This is a genomic window from Empedobacter sp. UBA7252 (assembly GCF_002472765.1).
Taxonomy (GTDB): Bacteria; Bacteroidota; Bacteroidia; order Flavobacteriales; family Weeksellaceae; genus Empedobacter; species Empedobacter falsenii_B.
Genome location: NZ_DKSQ01000109.1, coordinates 1 through 7272 on the forward strand (window position 1 = coordinate 1; position 7272 = coordinate 7272).

The following is a 7272-nucleotide window of genomic DNA, read 5'->3' on the forward strand; positions in this document are numbered from 1 at the left end:
TTCACTAATTCGCGGTCGATAAGAGATAAAATCTGACTAAAAACCTTTAACTTTATCCTGGCGGTGGGTTATAATTTTGCAATTTAAATATAGCAACTTTGCTATATCCAAACACCGCCACTTTTTAAACGTTTAGGACGCAAGTGATGTTCAAGCTTAAAATCATCAATTCATTTTACATAGTAGTAAAAACCAAATATTTTGAAAATGTATCTAGGAGACAAATTTTTGTTATTCGGTGCGGTTCAATTTTTTATTTTTGCGCTGAATACCATTATATTTAACGCTTTTTCAATATGCTCCTAAATCTTAACACCCTATTGACCTTTTTAGCTGTCTTATTTAACTTCAATTTCGTTTGGAATAGATCATATTTCGCACCAAACTTTAGACAAAGCTTTTCAAAATCTTACCAATTCTTAGTTGGATACATATCTTTATTGGAACAATTAGCTTTGTTAAAATACCTAACGCCAATAAGAAATTCAATCCATTAATTTTTTCGGTGTTATAATATTTATGGCATATTTCTTAGAAATTTATTATCTTTCTACTTTTTAACATTTTAAACCTTTTGAAAATTATGGGTGGTCAACATGGTATGCGGGGGTATCTCCTGCAAACAATTATTACGGTTTTAGATAGTCTGTCTCAATCATCAAATTGGCAAACTGTTACCATTGAACCTAATGACGAATCCGAAAAAGTTGACATTAAATGGGAGCTAAATACTAATAAAAAAAAACTGGTACAGGTTAAATCATCCCAAAATACAATTAGTTATACTGCAGCGAAGAAGTGGGTAGCTGAACTAAAAAATGGGACTTTGGCAGAGCATTATGAGCTGATTTGCATTGGTCACACCGACTCCAAGCTAAATGAAACAAGCGATATTGATGGTGTGAAAATCGTAAAAAAGCCATTGGATTTGGATTTGTTACTTTCTAATTCAATTGTAAAACTCGATGAATTTTATGAGAAAAAAAATCGCAGTAAACTTCAAGCCACTATTAAACAAATATTAGTAAATAGCTTAAATTTCAAATTAGGACATGATTCAATCTTTGGAAAAACCATTACCAAAGAAGATTTTGATAATGTGCTTTTAAATTGGCTTAGCGCTATCGAAAAGTATGTAAGTAAAAATCCTTTTATTCAATTTACCGGTTTTGATAGTGAAGAGCCAATCTTAACTATTGAACAGATTATAACCTCAAACTTTTTGAAACTCATTGGCTGGAAACATTTCAGTAAAGATTTCACACTTGATTACTTTGATGACAAATTGGTAAGTAATGAAACCGCGAAAGTAGACTACTATGTTACTTTCGAAAGTAAATTAAAAGATAATACCACAAACCACATCTTCATCAACGCGCTACAAGATTACAAATATCCGGAAAATGCACGCTACGAGATTAGAAATTTTATAAAAGCCACTAACGTTATTACAGAGGATTTTAAAGCCAAAAGAAAGATTGATACTCAAAAATCTAATGGAGTTTTTAATATCCTCTTTTGGATATCTACTGACAACGATGATATCAATAAAGACTTTATCTATCAGAATAAAGAAGTTTTTAGAAATGAATATATGGAACTTGATCAGCATTACTTTTTAGTTGATAATGCTAAAGCAAACTTTATAATTAGCTCCATAGTAACCGCAAAGAACTTCCGGGAAGATTTACCTGTTAAATTTCTCTATCCAATAACAGAATTTAATTCGTCCTTCAATAAAATAGGAAAGCGAGGAACACAACTACCTCCAGAGTACATTAATACTAATATTCTTCCAATAATAAAAGAAAACAGTGAGAAGATCAGCGTACTTTTATTCTGCTCCGACCCATACAATCAAGAGAATCTAAAAAAAATAATATGGTTTCTCATTCGTTTGACCAGCGGATTGGCAAATGAATATATTGTTTATTTTAGTGACTACTCTTTAGATTTTCAAAACGAAGTATTGGATGTGCTTCAATCTTTTGATAATAGTGACCTTTTAGATAAAGTAAGCGTTAAAAAATCACTATTTGTTGAAACATTGCAGTTTGCGGAATTGTCTATACCCACCATTGGCGACATTTCATCAACAATTGAGGCTATTCAATCAGAGGGAGAACTTCGAATTAACCCTATTTTTAAAGAGCAACTGCCTTACGGAGATATTCTCAAACCAATCCTGAATACAGATAAGATTAGTGCGCAGGATTTAAAAATATTCCTATCTCATAAAGGAATTTTTTTAAAGAATGCGGACAAGCGTAAACTTATGGACTTGATGGTAAGCTTGCTATTTAGTCCTATCGAGTTAGAAAATTTCATTAATTTGATAAATGTTAAGGAACGACCGGTTAGTAGTATTCCATATTTTCTACCAGCGATAACTGAGACACCTATATCGGAAATATTTAGTCAGATCAGGCCAAACTTTGAAAACATTACGGATGGTCTACAAGCAAAGCTAAATAGCCCGGTTGTCTTTTCCTCCGACCCAGATCAGCCTGGACTTTTTTTATTTTCATCGCATGTCGAGAAAAAAGATCCAACAAAACACATCGCACTGAATACAATTTGGGAACCTATTAAAATCACGTACCAAAAAATTAATGGCGGATTCATCTTAAACAATGTTGAGACAAATTCCAAAGATGCCAAGATTATCGCTAATCGAATAAATACAATTATTAAAGAGGAGCTACTAGAGCATGGCCACATTGCTGACCAAACTACAGAGATCAAATTTTCTGACTTTACATCAAATACAGAAAGGGTTAATTTTTTGTTGAGCTTCAACAATATTGCTAGTAGCAATATTTTTATAAAGCAAGATATAAAAGGTCTAAAGTATATTTTCGACGAGACTAAAGAAATCCCCGAAATATATAAAGATCGGACTGAGAAAGACTTAATCATACTTTTCAGAGGCAAAAAACTTGAAGGATTAAGAGAGTTGTCAGAAGACCTTTTTAAAGAAATAATTTTACTCGAAGAAATTACAATTTCATATAACTTCGAGATTAAAGGTGTTAAAAGCAACCTGTCCGTAAGATATGACTTTTCAGATGCGTTGAAAATAAGACCAATAGAGGGTACCTTCAGATCTCAAGCATACTTACACAAAAATTACTATGTAAAACAAGTACGCAAAATTGCGGATTTGGAAAAAAATCTGAATAAAGAAGTTGAGCGACTTAAAATTGAAAAACTGCAAAAATTTGGCAAGATATAGCAGATTATGGATAACCTTGAATGTATAGCAAAGTCTTTGAAGAATATGGTTGGACGATTTGAAGCCGATGCCTTCGCTCGCCAAATGACCTCATTTATAAATGGAATCACACTTCCTTGGAATGGATCGATTATCAATGGATTGGTTTCTCCTTTTAGGCAGTTGTTTTATTTATTCAATCTCAATATAACTTCAGACATAAATTCCAGTGAGCGAATACCATTTGACCTCGAAAAAGACTGGCCCATAATAGTTCCAATGCTAGCAAAAATGGAATCAGCTCATAGGTATGAATATGGTGAGCTAAAGCCTTTTTCTGAGATTCTTTTTGAAACAATGGACACTGAAGAAGTTTTGCGACGAAGGCAGATTGGGTTATCCACCTATATCTCATTTTTTCATGTTGGTCCATTACATTTTGAAGAACAGGCCATTGAAAAAGTTGTTGAGCTTTATAAAAACTTCGATTCCGAATTGATAAAAACTTTTGGGTGGAATGCTGATGATGTAATTGCATTATATAATTGTCTTGATGCTTTATTTGAATTAAAGAAGGATAAAGCCTTTATAAAACAGCAAAAAAAAGAATTAAATAAAGACGAGTTCAAAAAAGAGATATTAAGTGCTTTAGCGAATGGCAGTAGTTTTAAAGAGGCAATGAGATCCTTATCGGAACAGCCTATAGATATGTTTAAGTACATTGCTGATCCGTCTATGGTCAATATTTTCTCATTATTTGATCTTGAACATTGTTCGAAACCGCTTGTTGACACTGTATTGGAAAAATTGACTATTACTAGTTCTGTTGACAAAAATTTTTTGTTTTTTAGCCAGCCAAACCAGTTATATAAAAAGCCTATCTATAAACTATTGGATGGTAATTATATGATTATTGATCACAGAGTCTTATTGAATGCAATGTCTGACTTACTTCAGGAGAAGTGCTCTGAGATTATTAAAAATAAAAATCGTATCACCAAAGCTAGGGATAAATATCTAGAACGCAAGATTGAACAAATTTTTAAAGACTTTTACAAACAAAATAGCCTCGTAAAAATATTACCATCGTATTACTTAGAGAAAGGTGGTAGCGAACGGGACCTTTTAGTATTAGCGGGAGAAACAGCGTTGATTATAGAGGCAAAAGCCGGGAAAATACGCGAACCTATGTATGATCCAGACAAAGCCTATAATGGAATTTGGCAAGATTTTAAGGAAACCATTGACTATGGGTATATACAAGCTTATAGTGTTAAGGAAAAATTGATGGCTAAGATGCCTTTTGATGTTTATGACAAGAAAATGAACGTTGTACTTAACATAGATCCTAATAACATAAAAGATATTCATACTATAATAGTAACGTATAATAAATTCGGTCACGTACAGTCTGATTTGCAAATGATGTTAGATCTATACGATAACGACGATCACTTCCCATGGGCAGTCTGTATTGATGATTTAGAAATATTTCTTTTAGGATTAATAAAACTAAAGATGTCAGAAAGGGATTTTTACAGGTTTTTAAATCAACGGAGAAACTTACATGGACAATTAATAGTGAACGACGAAGGACAAATTACAGGTCAGTTTTTAAAACATAAAAAAATTTTAAAGCAGACTGGTACATATCGTTTTAGCCCAAATGACGACTACATTTATGATCAATTATACAGCACTGGCTTGGGCTTTAAAAAGGAACGAGGAATGGATCGAAAAACTGATCCGAGATTCATCAAAATAGTTTAGCATTAAATAGGATATTATTTTTTCGATTATTCGCTGTTTTAAGAAAAGAAAAAATGAACATGCTAAACACAAATGAGTTTAAGAAACTAAATTTTTATCAAATAAATGATATAATGGAAATTATTGAGGTTCATGAAAATATTTGACAATATATCTTCAGTAAATTTCACGATCTTGAAAAATTTGTTGCAGAATTAGAAGTTGCGGAAAAAGGTAGAATATTCGGATAAATATCTGAGGGAAAATAAATAAAAATTCTATTTAAAACTTTGCCTTGATTGGTGTGGTTTTTTAATAGATATGAATAGTATGGAAGACGAAAAATTAGCCTGGGCCAACGTAAGAATGCGACTAGATCAATCTTACGGGTATGATGAAATATGGGAAGAAGCAATTCAAATTTTCAACAACAGATTGAGAAAAAAATTTTTCTCTCCAATTCAAATTATAATCAATGATAGATCAAAAAATGGTGAAGGTTTCGCTATCATGACTGTTCAATGTGCAATCATTGAGACTCTCGCTGCATTTAGAAAGGGGATGATTTTCAATCATAATAACCGTAATGGAAATCCAGCTTATGAATACAAGTCAAGCAGGAAAATTTTCACAGAATTTCTTCTATCTGCATCTATATTTAAGGATCATTTTTGGTCATTAGACATACATGGTGCTATGGTTCCAAACAATCCGTTTAATTCAATAGATTTTTATTCTGATGTTCGATGTGCATTAATGCATGAGGCAAGAACAAAAAATAGTTGGCATATAAATCTTTCGCCAAAAAAAACCGATAGCAAGAACGAATCAAAATTCATTGTGACGGAAAATGGAAAAATTAAGATATACAGAACACTGCTTCATTACAGACTACTCAATTATTTTATGGAATATCAGAACGAATTGCGGCAAAATAATCAAGATGGGGAGATCTTAAGAAAATACTTTGCCAGAAAAATGGACAGCTTGTTTGAAGTTGTACCTGACGTAAATTTCGATTGGTGGAACTAATATATCTAATAATAATCCTGTAAAAATAATAAATTCAAGAATGATTGTATCATCTAATAATTCATTATCAAGCACTCAGTAGAAACTTTAAATAAAATGGATATAAGGAAGATCTGATTACCATTCAAGCAGTATTACAATCAATAGAAAACACTTCTATCAATTGAAATACAAATAGTTAAAAGGAACAAACAATATTCTACACATATAAAGAACGATAAATTAATCATATTTTGAAAATTCTAGATATTGATCTCGATTATTTCCTTCACAAAAAAGCAGACACCCCTGTTAAAAGAAATAGAAGAGTACATAAAAAAGTGTATAAATGCGAAAAAAAACTCCCTCTCAAGATTAACCAGTGACCTTTTAGAGCAGATTAATATTATTGAATGATCAGTCCTTTTTTCAGAAAATGTATTATAGCAGAAAGATGAGGTGAGATTCCATTTTTTAATCCATATCCCTTAAAAGTAAAACAATCCTTTTTTGATCGTCAATATAATCTTATATATAGCGCGACAAAGAAACTAACAACTGCAACTATAATTATTACTAATATCAAAATTAGAATACTCAGATCATCAAAATTTAGATAAACGAAAACAGGCAAATAGAACTACATGGGTTAATCCCATATAATTCTATTTGCCTATTTTTATCTTCTTAATAAACTGTAATAAAGGCACTAAAGGTTCTATTGAGCTCTCGTGACCCCACTAAAGGAGACACTTAATAAAAGGTGCCTCCTTTTTTTATACCCATAAAAAACTATGAACCAACCTGTTAAAGTATGTTCATTTAGAGTTCGAAAATATTAACAAAATTATTTAGTCTTTGGTTATCGATGGCGCAAAAAATGAGGTTTGTAGCCACTCTCCTACCGTTTTTCCAGAGTTCGATTTCTCCTTAAGGATTCGTATTTCTTAGATAACCTCGTTCATATTATTCGAAATAGCATAGGAAATAAATTTTGTGTTCGATCCATGTACAATTTATCCGATGAATTTCTTCGATGAAATAATACTCCTGCGCCCACTGCTTGTAATAACAATTGCCTTTAGCATAACAACCTTTCCTTTTGGGACCATTATTTTAATGGTTTGACTGGGTTTGGCTAAAAGATCTGCATCAGTAGGATCTTTTCCATTTAATGTGAAGTAAATTGCAGCATCCGGAACAGCAGTATCGAATGTGATATTGAAACTATGTCCAGTTTCAGTAGATTCTAGCGTTTCAAAAACAGGAGGAACCCAATATGAATATTCCGACAAAAG

General features: G+C 32.0%; 4 protein-coding genes. 3 read left to right on the plus strand and 1 reads right to left on the minus strand.

Annotated features, from left to right (window positions below):
* Positions 1-583 precede the first annotated feature (583 nt).
* The 3 genes from B2X73_RS14930 to B2X73_RS14940 all read left to right on the plus strand — a co-directional run bounded on the left by B2X73_RS14930 (position 584) and on the right by B2X73_RS14940 (position 5995).
* Positions 584-3235, plus strand: a complete 2652-nt coding sequence (locus B2X73_RS14930) for a hypothetical protein (RefSeq protein ID WP_070565837.1) — start codon at positions 584-586, stop codon at positions 3233-3235.
* A gap of 6 nt (positions 3236-3241) precedes the next feature.
* Positions 3242-4984: a hypothetical protein gene (locus tag B2X73_RS14935; RefSeq protein ID WP_070565835.1), complete on the plus strand. Its 1743-nt coding sequence runs from the start codon at positions 3242-3244 to the stop codon at positions 4982-4984.
* A 309-nt stretch (positions 4985-5293) separates the two neighbouring features.
* The gene (locus tag B2X73_RS14940) at positions 5294-5995 is read left to right on the plus strand and encodes a hypothetical protein (RefSeq protein WP_139144981.1); all 702 of its coding nucleotides are present in this window, start codon (positions 5294-5296) and stop codon (positions 5993-5995) included.
* Positions 5996-6990: 995 nt separating this feature from the next.
* Here the strand turns inward: B2X73_RS14940 and B2X73_RS14945 are convergent.
* On the minus strand, positions 6991-7272 hold a 282-nt coding region (locus B2X73_RS14945; protein WP_291096846.1), incomplete at its 5' end, for an FN3 associated domain-containing protein.